The sequence below is a fragment of the Vibrio ishigakensis genome, from assembly GCF_024347675.1.
Classification (GTDB): Bacteria; Pseudomonadota; Gammaproteobacteria; order Enterobacterales; family Vibrionaceae; genus Vibrio; species Vibrio ishigakensis.
The window spans coordinates 514664-531827 of sequence record NZ_AP024882.1 but is presented as its reverse complement, the minus strand read 5'-3'; the positions used below and the strand labels follow the sequence as shown (position 1 = coordinate 531827).

13 protein-coding genes and 1 riboswitch are annotated in these 17164 nt (G+C 47.9%); of the genes, 11 read left to right on the top strand and 2 right to left on the bottom strand.

The window, feature by feature from the left end:
* Nucleotides 1–184 precede the first annotated feature (184 nt).
* Nucleotides 185–1147: a transcriptional regulator LeuO gene (leuO, locus tag Pcarn_RS16305; RefSeq protein WP_261836981.1), complete on the top strand. Its 963-nt coding sequence runs from the start codon at nucleotides 185–187 to the stop codon at nucleotides 1145–1147.
* 49 nt (nucleotides 1148–1196) lie between these two features.
* Here leuO and Pcarn_RS16300 read toward each other — a convergent pair whose 3' ends face one another.
* A complete protein-coding gene (locus tag Pcarn_RS16300) occupies nucleotides 1197–1589 on the bottom strand; it encodes a hypothetical protein (protein WP_261836980.1) in 393 nt (130 codons plus the stop codon).
* Nucleotides 1590–1707: 118 nt separating this feature from the next.
* Nucleotides 1708–2712: an adenosine deaminase gene (locus tag Pcarn_RS16295; RefSeq protein WP_261836979.1), complete on the bottom strand. Its 1005-nt coding sequence runs from the start codon at nucleotides 2710–2712 to the stop codon at nucleotides 1708–1710.
* A 98-nt stretch (nucleotides 2713–2810) separates the two neighbouring features.
* A riboswitch (purine riboswitch) is annotated at nucleotides 2811–2911 on the bottom strand.
* A 268-nt stretch (nucleotides 2912–3179) separates the two neighbouring features.
* On the opposite strand from Pcarn_RS16295, the gene Pcarn_RS16290 reads away from it, so the two are divergent.
* The 10 genes from Pcarn_RS16290 (at nucleotide 3180) to Pcarn_RS16245 (ending at nucleotide 17057) form a co-directional block, all read left to right on the top strand.
* Nucleotides 3180–4157, top strand: coding sequence for a LacI family DNA-binding transcriptional regulator (locus Pcarn_RS16290; protein ID WP_261836978.1), 978 nt, complete (start codon nucleotides 3180–3182; stop codon nucleotides 4155–4157).
* 165 nt (nucleotides 4158–4322) lie between these two features.
* On the top strand, nucleotides 4323–5558 hold the full coding sequence (locus Pcarn_RS16285; RefSeq protein WP_261836977.1) for an extracellular solute-binding protein: 1236 nt from the start codon (nucleotides 4323–4325) through the stop codon (nucleotides 5556–5558).
* 8 nt (nucleotides 5559–5566) lie between these two features.
* Entirely contained in the window at nucleotides 5567–6661 is a 1095-nt protein-coding gene (locus tag Pcarn_RS16280) for a carbohydrate ABC transporter permease (protein WP_261836976.1), read from the top strand.
* Nucleotides 6654–8072 carry a carbohydrate ABC transporter permease gene (locus Pcarn_RS16275; RefSeq protein WP_261836975.1) on the top strand — a complete coding sequence of 473 codons (1419 nt, stop codon included), beginning with the start codon at nucleotides 6654–6656 and terminating at the stop codon, nucleotides 8070–8072. Before Pcarn_RS16280 ends, Pcarn_RS16275 begins: the two co-directional genes overlap by 8 nt.
* Nucleotides 8073–8089: 17 nt before the next feature.
* The gene (locus tag Pcarn_RS16270) at nucleotides 8090–10432 is read left to right on the top strand and encodes a glycoside hydrolase family 65 protein (protein ID WP_261836974.1); all 2343 of its coding nucleotides are present in this window, start codon (nucleotides 8090–8092) and stop codon (nucleotides 10430–10432) included.
* A complete protein-coding gene (gene pgmB, locus Pcarn_RS16265) occupies nucleotides 10425–11057 on the top strand; it encodes a beta-phosphoglucomutase (RefSeq protein WP_261836973.1) in 633 nt (210 codons plus the stop codon). Before Pcarn_RS16270 ends, pgmB begins: the two co-directional genes overlap by 8 nt.
* Nucleotides 11058–11160: 103 nt before the next feature.
* Complete coding sequence (locus Pcarn_RS16260) at nucleotides 11161–12294, top strand: ABC transporter ATP-binding protein (RefSeq protein ID WP_261836972.1); 1134 nt, start codon at nucleotides 11161–11163, stop codon at nucleotides 12292–12294.
* A gap of 183 nt (nucleotides 12295–12477) precedes the next feature.
* Nucleotides 12478–13503, top strand: a complete 1026-nt coding sequence (locus Pcarn_RS16255) for an OmpG porin family protein (protein ID WP_261836971.1) — start codon at nucleotides 12478–12480, stop codon at nucleotides 13501–13503.
* 156 nt (nucleotides 13504–13659) lie between these two features.
* On the top strand, nucleotides 13660–15138 hold the full coding sequence (locus tag Pcarn_RS16250) for a glycoside hydrolase family 32 protein (RefSeq protein WP_261836970.1): 1479 nt from the start codon (nucleotides 13660–13662) through the stop codon (nucleotides 15136–15138).
* Nucleotides 15138–17057 (top strand): alpha-amylase family protein, encoded by a 1920-nt coding sequence (locus Pcarn_RS16245; RefSeq protein ID WP_261836969.1) that lies wholly within the window; start codon nucleotides 15138–15140, stop codon nucleotides 17055–17057. The genes Pcarn_RS16250 and Pcarn_RS16245 overlap by 1 nt, the downstream gene beginning before the upstream one ends.
* Nucleotides 17058–17164 lie beyond the last annotated feature (107 nt).

The following is a 17164-nucleotide window of genomic DNA, read 5'->3' as shown; positions in this document are numbered from 1 at the left end:
TCAATTGTATGATTAGTCAGTCATAATTCATATTCCAAATTAACTATTTGGAAACATTACAATTCCGGTCGATTTTTAATTTAGCCAGTTAATATCTACACCAGTATGTGTGACACCGGATACAGTCATAAGCAGTTACAAACGGATTGAGGTTGAGATATAGCTGTTGTTGAGGCTCATAGACATGATCGACAATACAATCGTTCCACAAGAAACCAATTCTGTTTCTAGCATCCTACGCGGTGTAGACCTAAACCTACTGACTATCTTTGAAGTGGTAATGCAAGAGAGAAACATGACCCGAGCAGCTAAGGTGCTCGGCATGTCTCAGCCTGCGGTGAGTAATGCCATCGCGCGTCTAAAAGACGTGTTTAACGATGAGTTGTTTATCCGCCATGGCCGCGGGATCCAACCGACCTCTCGTGCTGAAGTGCTGTTTAGTTCTATTAATAACGCACTGAATCTAGTACGTGATGAACTGCCTAATGTCCCTTTCACCCCAGAGAGCTCTACTCGCAACTATTCTGTGAGCATGCGAGCCACGTTGCAGAGTGAATCGACCACACGACTGGTGCGTGACGTTAGCCTGCTTGCGCCGAACGTGAGCCTGAATATTTCTATGCTTCACGACCAAGAGCTGAGCTTTATGGTAGATAAAACCATCAAGAAGAAAGACTTCTACGTAGACTTTTCTCCAATCTTGATGAAAGGCTATCGCAATACCTTGCTAAGCAGTGATGAGCTGGTGGTGATCTCTAGCACCGCCCATTCTCGCCTTTCTTGTTTCTCATCACTGAACCTAAGCGACATGATGGGAGAGCAGTTTGTACTGCACCCAGCGATCCTTGATATGGTGGCGAAGTCTGAGGGTGAAGAGTGTGTAGGCCGTGGCGCGCACGTATGCCACTCTATTCAAGATTTGGTGACCATAGTAGCGAACACTCAGCTTGTCTCTATCGTGCCTCGCAGAGCCGCTGAGCTGGCGAATCTAACCCTAGACATCAACATCGTACCGTGCCCAATCAAAGACAGCACAATTAAGACTTACTTGAGCTGGCATACAGATAAAGACCGAGACGCGGGCCACGTGTGGATGCGTGATCAGTTCCAACATGTATTTAACAAGCAGATGGTGATGACGGTTTAAGTTAGCCAGATAGAAGAAAGGCATGGTCTAGTACCATGCCTTTTTATTTTTAAATAGGCTCAAAACAGGTTGAGAAAGGATTGAGCTTATATTTCTGAAGCTGCTTTAGCGTACTGTCGAATATCTTGTTGGTCACAGAGCCCTTCAAACCAGCATTGTGCAGCGCATCATCATGACTTTCTTGCAAGCCTTCTATGGAGTCCGCGGTAAGCAAGTCGTAGGTATTCATCGCGTAGCGACGCTCCCATTCGAGGATAAGTAACCAACCAAACATCGCTTTCTCTTCAATGGTGCGACACGAATCCAAGCACTCATCTAGGATATCCCAAGTAGAGCCATGAACCTTGTTTAGAATAGAATTGGCGTAGGAGTTGTTCTGTTTGTATTCGATTAGGTGTAGCTTAGTGGCTTTCTTAAGCTTGTGGTCTAGTACTCCAAACATAGGCGTCTCCGTAGTGGGCGATGACAGTAATGTAAGTGGAGTTTGACTGGCACAATAGGTCATTTGGCGACACTTGTTGCGCCAGTTTGTAACTAGCTGTTCACTAGGGTCTGTTGACCTAGCTTCTTGTCAGGTACTGAGCAACCTTTTCACGGTACTCAGACTTAAGCTCGTTTGAGATAAAACTCGCCTCGATAGCATTTAGGGTAAACTGCGCCAGCTCATCGGGCTTCATCGGATGAGCCTCGTTTACCGCAATAAAGTTATCAGTCATATAACCACCGAAGTAAGCCGGATCGTCTGAATTGATGGTTACCGCTACGCCCTTACGTAGAAGCTCGGTGATATTGTGCTCACTCATCTCATCAAACACGCACAGCTTGATGTTAGACAGTGGGCATACCGTAAGAGGCATCTTGGTCTCAATCAGCTTTTCTACTAGCGCAGGGTCCTCTACACAGCGCACGCCGTGGTCTACTCGCGATACCTTAAGCATCTCTAGCGCGTCATGGATGTTCTGCGCAGGTCCCTCTTCACCGGCATGTGCCACGGTTAAGAAACCTTCTTCGATTGCTTTGGTAAACACTCGGGCGAACTTCTCTGGCGGGTGACCAGTTTCGGAAGAATCCAAGCCCACAGCGATGATCTTGTCTTTAAACGGTAGGGCTTGCTCCAGTGTTTTAAAGGCGTCTTCTTCGCTTAGGTGGCGTAGAAAGCACATGATCAGCTCTGAGGTGATGCCCAGTTGCTGTTTAGCGTCTAAAAGGGCGCTATGGATGCCATTAATTACTGTCTCAAAGGCAATACCGCGCTCAGTGTGAGTCTGTGGGTCGAAGAAAATCTCGGTATGGATAACCTTGTCTTGCTGGCATCTTAAAAGATAAGCCCAGGTCAGGTCATAGAAGTCTTGCTCGGTTTGCAGAACGTTGGCACCTTGGTAATAGATATCTAAGAAAGATTGCAGGTCGCTGAATTGATACGCCTCTCTTAACTCTTCTGGGGAAGAGAAAGGGATCTGGATTTGGTTGCGCTTGGCTAGGTCGAACAGAAGTTCAGGCTCGAGTGTGCCTTCGATATGCAGATGAAGTTCGACTTTTGGCAGGTCTTGGATAAATGAGTTCATAAACTACCTATTGCTTCAAAGGTAAACTTACTCAAGTGTAGGAAAATGCCAGTACAAAGAGTAAGAATACCGTAAACGGTCCGATGTCTAAGACGGTCGGGAGGATTCTAACTCTTCGTAATCAGCTCTATTACGGGAACTGGTAGAGACCCCCAAACCTTATTAGTGGGGTTATACGAAGCAATCGCGCTCAGTATACATGAGGGCATTTACGTTGCAACCTTACCCCTTAATGGTTAGTGGTATATATGCTTATGCTTGATTAATGCCTTGATTTACGTAGATTTTGCGTAGAACTTCGTCGTTAATGCCTACTTACATTTATCGTGTCGATTGCAACTTTTTTCATATATAACGTGGGTTTATCACATTTTTTGTTTCTCAGATGACGTAAACTCTCGTTGCTTTTTTACGCTATATACAGAATAATTGACGTAAATTTTACGTAGTTTGCTAGGGGATTCACCTTGAGTGAGAGTAAATCAGAGGCAGAGCTGAAGAAGGCTACGATACATGAGGCCGCAAAAATTGCAGGCGTATCAATAGCTTCTGTTAGTAGAGCCCTAAATAATAAGCCGGGTATTAGTGAGAAAACCCGCCAGAAAATTTTAACTATATGTAAGGACCTAGGCTACGTTCCTAGTACTTCTGCACGTGAATTGTCTGGAAGTCATAACAATACTATCGCTATTTCGTTAGGCCCACACGATATCTTCGCATCCCGTTATTTGGGCGTGCTGTGGCCATCATTGTCTGCTGCAATACGTAAATCAGGACGTAATTTACTTCCTGTGAGCTTTGGTGAGGTGGACTTAACCAAAGTAGGCGGTGCTATTCTACTGGGCATGACTACTAATGACCTTAGGGTAGAGATGTGCCGTGAGAAGAACGTACCCTTCGTATGTATTGGCATGAATGAAGGCTCTTTCTGGGTAGCTCCGGACGACTTCAATGGTGCCCGTGAAGCGACGCAACACTTGGTAGATAAAGGTCTAACCGATATCTGCTTTGTGACTCCTACTACCTATGGTGATGGCTATCAGTTTAGACATCAGGGTTATATGTCAGTAATGGCAGGAAATGCCTTACCTGTCAGGGAGTTACGTACCGGAGCCGAGCCTCTGGGAGAGATAGCTGCATACCGTTATTTCATCAATCTTGACCAGAAACAACTGGAGTCTTATCAAGGCTTTGTGTGTGAATGTGATGAGACGGCATTAGGTGTTATCGCTGCACTAAAAGACAGAGGCTATAAGCTTCCCAAAGACTTCTCTGTTGTGGGTTACGATGGCCTACCGGGTATCTCTAAAGAGTTGACGACAATAGTGCAAGACACTGACCTTATCGCAAACCGCGTAGCGCAAATGCTAGAGCAAGCTATGGTGGGCGAACAGCCAGTAGGATCGGTCGTTCCTGTTACGTTAAAGTTAGGTGAAACCACCTAGTTGTTAACAAATATATTGCATATGAATGAAAAAGCATGACTTAGGTCATGCTTTTTTTATAAGTCGACGAAATAAAAGCGTAATGTGATCTTCGTAACGTAAGCGCTTACGTAAAGCGTGCATAATGCACCTCAATTCGAACGTAAACAAAGATTTGAGGGCAATATGAAAAAGTCACTTTTAGCAGCATCCCTACTCGCTGCTGGCCTATCGACTTCAGCACTAGCCAACACAGAAGTTACTATCGCCGGTTGGGGTGGTAACGACGTTGTTGTTCTAAACAAACTGGTTAATGAAGTTCTAGTAGATGACTTCAAGAAAGCGGGTATCGAGATCAAATACCGCGCAGTAGAAGGTGATTTCTCACAATACATCACCAACGCCCTTTCAGCAGGTACAGCACCAGACGCTTTTTACATGGACGTGGCATTCGCCAACACCTTTATCAACTCTGGCAAGGTTCAAGCTAACTCTGCAAATCTAAGCAACGTTTCTCAGTCAATGATCCCAAGCTTGAACACAGCGTTCGAAGCAAATGGTGAGCAGTACGGACTGGCAAAAGATTTCAACACTATCGCGCTTCAGTACAACAAAGACATTTTTGATGACGCGGAAGTGGAATACCCAACTAACCAAGACAGCTGGGACGATTTACGTAAAAAGCTAGTAGAAGTAAAAGAAGTACTGGGTGACGAAGTTGCGGGTATCTGCGTGATGCCTGACTACGCTCGTTTCGGTCCTTTTGCGCTAGCAACCGGTTGGAAGCCTTTCAACGAACAAGGCAAAACCGTACTGGATGACAACTTCAAGCGTGCGTTTGAGTTCTACACCAACCTAGTGACTAAAGATGAAGTAGGTATCCTAGCCACTGACCTTGGTCAAGGTTGGGGCGGCGGCTGCTTCGGTACCGAAGAGACGGCAGTAGCACTAGAAGGTAACTGGATCAGCGGTTACCTACGTGATAAGGCGCCAAACCTTCCTTACGGCACAACCCTAATGCCAACTGACCCTAAAACTGGTGAGCGTGGCAACCTTCTATTCACCGTTGCTTGGGCAGTAAATGCTGACGGCAAGAACGTTGAAGCAACCCAAAAAGCGGTTGAGATCCTAACCAGCAAGAAAGCCCAAGAGTGGGTTCTGGATGCAGGTCTAGCACTTCCAAGCCGTGAAGGTCTATCTAAATCTGAATTCTTCGAGCAAACCGACTCTGAAAGCGTGCTGGCTAAGCAAGTGTTCGATGGTGCGCGTACCGGCCACGTTGAACCATTCGCTTTCCGCCAATACGGCGCAGCTTGGATGACTCCAATCAACGAAGCATTGAACTCTGTATTGCTTGGCCAAATGAGCCAAGACGAAGCGCTTAAGATTGCGCAGAAAAAATACGACTCGATGACGAAGTAGGATAAGCAATGAACTCGTTACGTCTTCGTCAACAGGTTTATGGATGGCTCTTAGCAGGGCCATTTGTACTGACCCTGTTAGTGTTCTTCCTTTACGCTTTGGTACGTACGGTCTACTTCAGTTTCACTGATTACGACCTATTCAGCGACGCAGTTTGGGTTGGACTATCAAACTTTAAAGCGCTTCTTAGCGATGACCTATTCCTACTATCACTGGCAAACACCATCTGGTTCTCACTGATAGTAACGGGCGTGCAAACTGTATTGGCACTGGGTCTGGCAATCTTGGTTAACTCTAAGATCCGCGGTAAGAGCTTCTTTAGAACGGCTTTCTATCTGCCAAGTATTCTATCGAGTGCTGCGGTTACCCTGATTTTCATCTGGTTCTATCAGAAGAACGGTTACCTAAACGGCTTTATCACAGACCTAGTTAACAACTACCCATACATCAGCTGTTTCTTCGCAGTAGCGGTTGTGTGTCAGGTACTGCTGGTTCTAAGAGACCGTGTTAAAGGTCTTCCTGTGGGCTGGTTTGATCCTGCGTGGGCCATCATGTCGACTATCGTTGCGGCTCTGGTAACCCTAGTTGCATCATCGTTCGGCTGGATTGAAGGTGCCAATGAAATCATTGAGGTGAACTGGCTAAACACTCGCGACAACGTAGGTCCTATGCCTCTAACGCTGTGGGCGATCGTTATCCAGAACATCTACACCACTATTCCAACCTTCATGCTGCTGTTCCTAGCGGGCCTACAAGGCATCCCAGGTGAGCTTTATGAAGCGGCGCACATCGATGGCGCAAACAAGTGGCAACAGCACTGGAACATCACAATTCCTCAGCTTGCACCGGTAACCTTCGTGGTAGTGACCTTCTCTATCATCGGCACACTGCAGATGTTCGACCAGGTAGCACTGCTAGGTTCGGCAGCACCGCTTGAGTCTCGTATCACGCTAGCTTACTACGTGTACCACAACGCATTCCCACCGGGTGGCACGCCACAAATCGGTATGGCGAGCGCAGCGGCACTGGTATTGGCATTCATCACATTGGCAGTGGTTTATCTGCAGAAGTTCTTTGGCGTGAAGGAGAAAGCAGATGGCTAACATGACGTCCCAAATTATGAGTACGGATGAGAAGCCTCAACCGTCAATGGAAGAGGTAGCTAAGTTTCAAGCACGCCGTCGCTGGGCGAAGGTAGCTTGGGTATACAGCTCACTACTACTTATCGCAACCGTGATGCTAGGTACCTTCGTAGTAGCTTTCCTAGCTAGCTTGAAAGACAACCCCCTTGAACAACCATTTAAGTTTAACTTTGCTCAGGTTCAGCCAAGTAACTGGAGTGCGGCTTATGACCTTGGTAAGCAAGGTAACAACGCACCTATGTTTGGTGGCTTCGCACCGGGCGCTGAGATTGAGTTTGAAGTGACCTATGCGGTGGAAGAGGGCAAAGAGCTTGCGACTCCAATCATCGAGGTGCCACGTCGTCGCCCTGGTACAGGTATGGCTGCGGCTATCACCACTGAGTTTGCATCTGACTACGCTACCGTGAGCGAGCCTGTGTTGGTGGATGAAGGCAAGCAAGTGACCTTTATCGAGAAGCGCGGTCGCCGTGAGACTGAGAAACAAGGCCACAGCAAGACTTGGAAGTTCACCATCAAGTATCAAGGTGACGGCCCAGAGGTTGCGACCCTACCGGTAACTGTAGAGGTTCCACGTGGTCAGGTGCTAGTAGACAGCACACTTGCACCGAGTCGTATGGAGCGTCGTGGTCGCGTGGCAGCATGGGATAACGCAGCACCAGGTGTGATTGGCTATGTGTTTAAGTCTTATGTGCGTGTCTACACCGAGTCGGTGAGCCTAGATACAGGTAAGAGCCTGTTCATGAGCTGGACCATCAACTCATTCGTTATCGCCTTTGGCAAGGTACTGCTGACACTGTTCTTCGCATGTACTGCAGGCTACGCCCTAGCACGACTTAAGTTTACCGGTGCTCGCGCAGTGTTTGCCTTCATGTTGTTCAGCATGATGATTCCGGGGCAGGTGACATTTATTTCTAACTATCTGATTTACCGCGACATTGGTTTGTTGAACACCCCTTGGGCTGTCATCACCGCCATCGTAGCGTCGGGTCAGGTGCTGATCATGAAGCAGTTCTTCGAGAGCATACCAAAAGAGCTTGAAGAAGCGGCCATCATTGATGGTGCGTCCCCTGCCGTGATTCTGTGGCGCGTGTTCATGCCTCTGGCTAAGCCCGCCATCATGTCGGTCACTATCTTGGGTTTCCAAGGTGCGTGGAACGATTTCTTCTGGCCATTAGTTGTTATTAACAGCCCAGTAGATGCCTACACACTTCCTGTCGGTCTATTGAGCTTACGTAACGCATATGGTGTTGCAGGGGATTGGAACCTAATCCTGGCGGGGGCATTCCTCTCCACGATTCCTGTCCTACTGGTATTTATTATTTTTCAACGTTACTTCGTTGGTAACGATATTTCTTCCGCTGTTAAAGGTTAATTCGGAGATTACACAAAATGTACATGAACTATAGCGCTGGTACTGGCGAGCTTAAAAACTGGATCGTTGAGGAAACAGCGTTTGATTCTGCTCTTCAAGGAAAATGTGAAGTTGTAATGAGCCAAGGTAATGGCTACATGGGAGCACGTTCTGCTACTGAGGAAAAATACGTAGGTCAAACTCGTAACCTGTTTGTGTCAGGTACGTTCAACAAGTTTGACCAAGACGAAGTTACAGAGTTGCCAAACGCGGCGGACATGAGTGCTATCGAGATCTTCATCGATGGTCGTCGTTTCCACCTAGAATCTGGTGAGGTAAAAGATTACTCACGTCGTCTAAACGTGAAGAACGGTGAACTGACCCGTGAATTCGTTTGGACTAACACTGAAGGCAAGAGCTTTGCGATGCGTTTCCGTCGCTTTATCTCTCAAGCAAACCTTCACCTAATGGCGTTCGACGTAAATGTGACTGCACTAAACGCAGACGCAAAAGTTGAAATCCGCTCTGGTGTTGATGCTCAGCTTTCTAACTCAGGTGCACAGCACTTCCACGAAGGTGAGAAGCGCATCTATGACAAGCGTTATATCGAGCTTCTACAGCGCACAACTGAAAGCAACGTTGATTTCGTATTCCTAACGTCTCACCGTTATTTCGTTGATGGTCAGCAAGCTGACATCGACCCAGGTCTACAAATGGACCGTCGTAAAGTATGGCTAAACATCAATCAAGACGTGTCTGTTGGTCAAACCTTCGGCGTTGAGAAAGTTGGTGTGGTTCACACCTCTCGCGACAAGCAGTTCGACCACGCTGAATACCAGCTGCAAGACCTACGCGACCACGCACTGACTAACCTTAAGCAAAACGCTGACCGCAGCTTTGACGAGCTACTAGGTGAATCTGCAAAAGTATGGGACGAGCGTTGGGCGAACATGAGCATCTCTATCGAAGGCTCTGAGTTCGATCAGCTAGCGATTCGTTTTGCTCAATACCAGCTAAACATCTTCACGCCAATGCACGACTCTCGCTTCGGTATCGGCGCGAAAGGTCTGTCAGGTGAGGGCTACAAAGGTCACTCATTCTGGGATACTGAAGTATTCATGCTGCCATTCTTCATCTACACCATGCCAGAAGTAGCGCGTAACCTACTTGAGTACCGCTTCAAGACTCTTGGTGGTGCACGTAAGAAAGCGGCAGACAACGGCTACCAAGGTGCTCAGTTCCCATGGGAATCTGCACTAACCGGTGAAGAAGTAACGCCTGTATGGGGTGCGGTAGACATCATCACTGGTAAGTCTACTAAGATCTGGTCTGGCTTCATCGAGCAGCACATCACATGTGACATCACTTACGCTCTTTGGCAGTACTACCAAATCACTGGCGACCAGAAGTTCATGGATGACATGGGCTACGAGATCATGTTCGATACAGCGACGTTCTGGACAAGCCGTCTAGAGTGGCTAGAAGACCGCAACATGTGGGGTATCTGCAACGTAATCGGTCCTGATGAGTACAAAGAGCACATCGATAACAACGCCTTTACTAACTACATGGCTGTTGAAAACATCAAGCTTGCTATCCGTTACTACGAAGACCTAGAGCAGTCTAACCCTGAGCTTCTAGCGAAACTGTCTGACAAGCTGAACCTAGTTGAAGCACGTAAGATGTGGCTAGAGCGTGTAGATAGCATCTATCTTCCAACGCCTCGCGCTGAAGACAAGGTTATCCCACAGGACGACACTTACCTACAGAAAGAAATCATCGACCTGACTAAGTACAAAGAGCAGCCGTTCGTTGGTGGTCTGTTCCAAGACTACAACCTAGAGCAGGTTAACGAGATGCAGGTTTCTAAGCAGGCTGACATCATGGTGCTGTTCCTACAGCAAGAAGATAAGTTTGACCTAGAAACTAAGATCGCGAACTGGAACTACTACGAGCCTAAGACTCTGCACGATTCATCGCTAAGTCTTTCTACTCACTCAGTACTAGCGTCTGATGTAGGTAACCCTGAGCTATCTTACGACCTGTTCCAACAAGCAGCGTCTATCGATATCGGCCAAAACATGAAGAGTTCTGACCACGGTATTCACGCGGCGTCTATCGGCGGCATGTGGCAGTGTGTGGTTTACGGCTTCGGCGGCGTTCGTATGCTAGGTGGCAACCTTCGCATCAACCCGAACCTACCAGAGCAGTGGAACGGTCTAAACTTCCCAATCTTCTGGAAAGGCGAGCGTCTAGAGGTTTCTCTAAACAAAGAAACCATCACTATCAAGCGTCCTGATTTCAACGGCGCAGCACTAGAAATTGAAGTGGCAAACGAGCCACGCACTATCGAAACTGCAGAGGTTACTTTCAATGTGTAAGGCATTTATCTTCGACCTAGACGGCGTTATCACAGATACCGCTGAGCTTCACTACCAAGCGTGGCAACGCATGGCAGACGAAGAAGGCTACCACTTCGACCGTGAGATCAACGAGCAGCTACGTGGTGTATCTCGTCAAGCGTCTCTAAACATCATCCTGAATGGTGCAGAGATCTCTGAAGAGAAGTTTGCAGAGCTAATGACTCGCAAGAACGACTACTACGTTCAATTGCTAGACACCATCTCTGCAGAAGACGTACTGCCAGGTATCGAGCAGTTCCTACTTGAGCTTAACGCTCGTGGCATCAAGGTAGCACTAGCGTCTGCAAGCAAGAATGCGCGTCCTATCCTACACAAACTGGGCCTAACGCCTCTGTTTGATGCTATCGGTGACGGTTGGTCTGTAACTCGCTCTAAGCCAGCTCCAGACGTATTCATCCACGCGGCAGGCCAAGTAGGTGTGAACGCTGATGAGTGTATCGTTGTTGAAGACGCAGAAGCGGGCGTGGATGCAGCTAAAGAAGCGGGCATGCGCGTTATCGGTATCGGTCCACAAGATCGCGTAGGTCACGCGACTTGGTGTGTGGCTGACACCGGCAAACTGAACCTGAGCGAAGTTCTGTAAAAATCGCTTCACTTGCGCACATCCTATTTGTCCTTTTAAGGATGTGCGCAACCCCCTACCGCTGGTGGCTTACAGCAAGAATTTAGAAACATTAGGTAAGAAAATGGCTCGTTTAGAACTGAAAAACATCAATAAAATTTATCCTGACGGTGCACATATCATTAAGGATGCCAACTTAACCATCGAAGATGGTGAGTTCACTGTGTTTGTTGGACCATCGGGCTGTGGTAAATCAACCATGCTACGTATGGTGGCTGGCCTTGAAGAGATCTCCTCAGGTGACATGTGCCTAGACGGCGAGGTAGTAAACAACCTATCTCCAACCGACCGTGGCATCGGCATGGTATTTCAGTCTTACGCCCTTTACCCACACATGACGGTGTACGAGAACATCGCATTCGGTCTACAGCTAGCGAAGAAGCCTAAGCAAGAGATCGAAGTATCTGTGCGCGAAGTGGCTGAGATGCTCGAGCTAACTAACCTTCTTCAGCAGAAACCAAGCCAGCTATCTGGTGGTCAGCGTCAGCGTGTGGCAATCGGCCGTGCTATCGTTCGTCACCCTAAGCTGTTCTTGCTTGATGAGCCCCTATCAAATCTCGATGCCTCGCTACGTGTGCGCATGCGCCTACAGCTAGCGGAGTATCACCAAAAGCTCAAGTCGACCGTTATCTACGTGACCCATGATCAGGTAGAAGCTATGACTCTAGCAGACAAGATCGTTGTACTTCGCAGTGGCAACATCGAACAAGTTGGTTCTCCTCTGGATCTCTACTACTTCCCGAAAACTCTGTTCGTTGCAGGCTTCATTGGCTCACCAAAGATGAACCTACTGCCAGCCACTCTTAAGAGTGCAACCGACTCTCAAGCATCTGTAGAAGTGGGTGACTACACCTTCGCTGCTGATGTTGATGCCTCTCTGGCTACGGAGGGCGCTCTAATGACCCTAGGTATCCGTCCTGAAGATATCCACCTTGCAGAAGAGGGTGTAGGTGTTGTTGTTGAGGGCCTTGAAAGACTGGGCACTGAATCCCTGCTTTACACCACCCTAGTTAAAGGTGGTCAGGAAGTGCTTGTACGTGTACCTGGAACAGTACATGTGGAAGTGGGACAGCGCCTAAATATCCGTATCCCAGCAGAAAAATGTCACCTGTTTGATAGCAAAGGAAAGGCTTTCGAACGTGGCATGACCATGGACGAGCTAATCACTCTACCGCCACAAGTAAGCATGGCTGGCTAAAGCTCAACCCTACAAAAATTACCGAATAAAAAAAGCCCGCTTGGCGGCGGGCTTAGGATTTCTACGCTCAAAATTCATAAAAATCAGTCATTTGAGCGAGAAAATGCCTGTTGGCGCAGGCAATGAAGTGGTTCTCGTTGGCGCGAGAACCTTTACGACAAGGAAAATAATAAGGTAACCACCGTGAAAAAAACAGTATTAGCGACTTCTATCGCGCTTGCATCCCTTTATATGACTCCAGTTTTAGCGGAAGAAGGCGAAACTCAAGCAACCGAAACTGCGGAAGTTCAAGGCAAAGAAGCTAATCAATCAAAAGGTCAGCTTGTTGCGGTTAAAGAAGAGGTTTCTACCGCGGAACTTCTTACAGTAACCAACACACAAGAGAAAGAAGAAGGTCGTCTACATGGCGTACTTGGCACCAACATCGAGATTGAGCGTGTAGTTGATGACCGTGGTGGCAACTCAGGTAAGGTTAAGTACACCCTAGCGCAGGGTAACTTCCGCCACGATGACCTACCAGGCTGGGACTTCGGTTTCTATTCAGGCCGTGAAGAGTTGTTCCAAGGCAACCTAAAGCATGCTGATTATGGCGATGTGAACGCTATCCAAGAAGTTTACGCGAACAAGGCTTATGGGTTTGACCGTGGTTCTGTGGGTTGGGGGGTAAAACTGGCAGCTGAGAGTATCGATAAGCGTCTAACTCCGGGCGGTAAGGTATTTGGTAGCTACCAGCTAACCGACAATCTAGAGGTGCACGGTTATGCTCTTTATCACGTTGAATACAAGCGTGACGCGGGTGAGTTCCCTTACTACGAGCTTGAGCCAGGCTTCGGCTACAAGATCTCTGACAACGCAGGTGCGTGGCTGAATTTCCGTTATCAAGTAGGTGAGTGGAAGGGCAAAGACGGCGCTCGTCTAACTGAAACCGAAACCATCATCAAACCGGGTATCTGGTACAGCTGGGGCAAACTGTCTGCATCTCTATGGGGTGAGTTTGGTTCATTTGAGAAAGAGAACGACATCACTGGTCAACACGAGTGGGCAGAAGACTACAGCAAGCTAGGTATCTCTGCGAACTACCCGATCACCAACAGCTGGCGTGTATTCACCGAAGTTAGCTACAAGAAGATCGAATTTACTGACACTGCTAAGGAAAAATATGACGGCTACATCCCGCTATTTATCCTAGGTATCAACTACAGCTTCTAATCGCTTCTGAAGCTAGGGCCCTCCCCCCGATGAGGGCCCGACCTAGCACTGTACCTCTAGGCTTGGGTAGGCAAATTTTTGATGTGTGACCTACATCAGAAGGGGGAAATTTGCCTGCCTAACCCTAGATGTATATCAATGCAAAAGAGTGAAGTTATGCTTGAGAAATACCGCCCACACCTGCACATGACACCAGACTCTGGTTGGATGAACGATCCCAACGGTTTGGTCTATTTTGGCGGCCAATACCACCAGTTTTATCAATACTACCCGCAAGATACCGTGTGGGGACCGATGCACTGGGGACATAAGGTAAGTACTGACCTTATCCATTGGCAGGAGCTAGAACCTGCACTGTATCCGGATGAGTCAGGTATGTGTTTCTCTGGCAGCGCCATCGTAGATACCGATAACGTTTTGGGTCTATTTGTAGCTGGTAAACCGGGTCTACTGGCCTTCTACACCAGCTTTCTTCAGCCGAAGGTGACTCTTGCAGACGGCACTGAAGTGGAAGACCCAATCCAGCAGCAGTCTCTGGCTTACAGTCAAGATGGCATCAACTGGACTAAATACAATAACGGTGCGCCAATTATCCCAGCGCGCGGTAACCCAGACTTTCGTGATCCTAAGGTGCTGTGGCATGAAGCTTCTCAGGCTTATGTGATGGTGGTGTCTTGCGGTCAGCATATCGAATTTTATCGCTCTACTAATCTTATCGACTGGACTCTGGTCTCTGAGTTTGGCTATCGCCATGGCGCGCACAGTAAGGGCCCTTGGGAGTGCCCAGATCTGTTTGAGCTTAATGTGGAAGGCAAAGATGAATCTCGTTGGATCCTAGTGGTTGGTATTGGCGAGGGCGCACACTGCGGTGGCGCAGGCACTCAGTACTTCATTGGTGATTTCGATGGCGAGCGCTTTACTAACCATAACCACCCAGAAGAGGTGCTGTGGTTGGACTTTGGTCGCGACTATTACGCCACTCAGTCTTTCTCAGATATCCCTGCAGAAGATGGCCGTCGTATCGTCAGTACTTGGATGAGTAACCACCAGTACTCATTGGAACTGCCAACCAAAGAATTCCGCAGCTCAATGGCTATGCCAAGAGAACTGTTCCTATTTGAATCCACTGCTGGTTTGAGGGTAGGGCAGCGCTTGGTAGCCGAGCTCGACAGTGCACTTCAGTTAGATACTCAGCACCTAGAGCAAACCAAGGCGCAAGGCATGCAACTGTTCGCTCAAGGCTCGGTGCTGAAGGCGTCTATGGATGTAATGCTGGCAGATGAACAGACCCTTACCATTTCTCTGTTCAAAGATGCAGAAATCCAGTTTGAGCTGACACAGGTTAAAAAAGGCATCGAGGTACGCTCGATTCGTAAAGGGCAGTTTGGCTCAGCGCGTATCGATGAGCACTATCCGCATGATTATCGTGTAGTAGTACCAGCAAGCGGTGAACTGCATCTAGAAATTCTGGTTGATGCTGGCTCAGTGGAGTTTTTGATCAACCGAGGTGAATTTAGCTTCACCAACCTAGCTTTTGCCCAAGACACTGAAGCGAGTTGCCTTTTTGAAGTCAACCAAGGCGAATTACACCTACAAAATCTAACAACCAAAAGTTTGGCTGGAGAAGAAGAATAATGAATCCGACACAAGCACAACGCGCACTGACTCAGGTTCTTGAGTCGGTAACCCTACCTAAGCTGACTAAGAAAGATCAGCAGGTATTCGAGAAGCGTCTCGAGCAGACCTTCCCATCGCTGGTAAGCAAGCTACACCAACTTTATGGTGAGCAGTATGACTTCTTTTTCCACCTACAGAAGTTAGTGCTTACTCTTGCAAATGCGTTTGCTAGCCGTAAGCGAAAGCTAAAGAACCGTGATGAACTTCGCTTAAAGAACCCAACTTGGTATCGCAGTGAAAAGATGCTAGGTATGGCGGTATATGTAGACCTATTCGCAGGCGACCTTAAGGGTCTCAAAGAGAAGATTCCATACCTAAAGAGCCTAGGTATTAACTACCTGCACCTGATGCCACTGTACAAGAGTCCAGAGGGTGACAGTGACGGTGGCTACGCGGTTTCTGACTATCGCACCGTAGATCCTAAACTGGGAACGGAGAAAGACCTAGTTGCGCTTGCCGACGCGCTAGCAGACGAAGACATCAGCCTAGTTTTGGACTTTGTGTTTAACCACACCTCAGACGAGCATGTGTGGGCAGAAGGCGCGAAAGCAGGCGATACTGAGATGGAAGGCTACTACTACTTCTTCACCGACAAGCAAGAAGTGGATGACTACAATCAGACCTGCCGCGAGATCTTCCCGACGGTACGTCGTGGTAGCTTCACCTTCCTTGAAGAGCAGCAGAAGTGGGTATGGACTACGTTTAACAGCTTCCAGTGGGACCTAAACTACTCAAACCCTGCAGTGTTCAATGCCATCACCGATGAGATGCTATTCCTAGCAAACATCGGTTGTGAAGGTCTTCGTCTAGACGCGCTAGCATTCATCTGGAAACAGAAGTGGACTCAGTGCGAGAGCTTGCCTCAGGCGCACACCCTGATCCAATGTTTCAATGACTGCCTACAGATCGTTGCACCATCGGTACTATTCAAATCTGAGGCCATCGTGCACCCAGATGAGGTGGCTCAATACATAGATAAAAGTGAGTGCCAACTATCCTACAACCCATTGCTAATGGCACTAATGTGGGAGGGCCTAGCTACACGCCAAACTGGTCTTCTAACCTCATCGCTACAGAAGAGCTTCGAAATCTCACCGGATTGTAGCTGGGTGAATTACATCCGTTGTCACGATGATATCGGTTGGACCTTCGATGATGCGGTTGCCGATCAGCGTGGCATCAATGGCTATGATCACCGCCGTTTTCTAAACCAGTTCTACACTGACCAATTTGATGGTTCGTTTGCTAAGGGTGTGCCTTTCCAAGCTAACCCAACCACGGGCGACTGCCGTGTATGTGGTTCGCTAGCCTCTCTCGCTGGTCTAGAAAAAGCAATTGAATCTGGTGATAAGGTGCAGATTGAGTGGGCTATCAAGCGTATCCGTCTTCTGAACTCTATCAACCTGAGCATCGGTGGTATCCCGCTAATCTACCAAGGTGATGAGCTAGGCATTCTTAACGACCACTCTTATCTTGCAGACGAGTTTAAGCGTGATGATGCGCGCTGGGTTAACCGTCCAGAGGTGACTGAAGAAGCAGTAGCACTAGCGCAAGACCCAAGCTCTTACCAACACCGTGTATCCAGCGAACTTCGCTCTATGATTGAACTTCGCCAGTCGATGCCAGTATTCGGTGAAGCGAAAACCACAGTGCTGAGTACTTATCGCGATAATCTGTTTGCTTACTGCCGTGAGCATGAGAACGGTGACAAGCTATTGGCTATCTGTAACTTCAGTGAGCACTCACAAACTATTCCAGCTTCTATCTGTGATGTACTTGGAAATGGCAAGGTTACTGACCTGCTTTCTGGAAAAAAGATCACTGGAAGTGAGATTTCATTAAACTCCTATGACGTCCTATGGTTGCAGGTGTTTTAACCCCGTTGCCGGAGCTTTCGCTCCGGCTTTTTTTTGTTTGAATTTATGCGATTTGGTCGATGTACGGCCGATTTCATTGGGCTTACTCTGGTTGATAAAGTAGTGAG